This is a genomic window from Pseudomonas viridiflava (assembly GCF_900602065.1).
Classification (GTDB): domain Bacteria; phylum Pseudomonadota; class Gammaproteobacteria; order Pseudomonadales; family Pseudomonadaceae; genus Aquipseudomonas.
The window spans coordinates 1-285 of record NZ_UWFN01000238.1 but is presented as its reverse complement, the minus strand read 5'-3'; the positions used below and the strand labels follow the sequence as shown (position 1 = coordinate 285).

The following is a 285-nucleotide window of genomic DNA, read 5'->3' as shown; positions in this document are numbered from 1 at the left end:
CCAGAAAGAACTGACTGGTGGGCTGATATCCGGTGATGCGTGCGATGGCCTGGGCTTCGTCGGTCAGCGACTGCGGGGCCGCGACCCACTGACGGATGTCGTTCTTGGTGGTCAGGTGCCAGAGACCGCCACCGCAGAAGGCCAGCAGCAGTATCAGCAAAATCGGCGTGCTGACGCGTTGCAGCAAGGCGGCGCGGCAATCGAGCATCTGCTGGGCCAGTTTGAGCGGCCACTGCGCGGGATGAATTTCGATCCTGCCAAGCAGCGCGGGCAACAGGCATACCG

General features: G+C 63.2%; 1 pseudogene. It reads right to left on the bottom strand.

Annotated features, from left to right (window positions below):
* Window positions 1-285, bottom strand: a pseudogene (locus tag EE949_RS13015) (hypothetical protein); the annotation flags it as partial.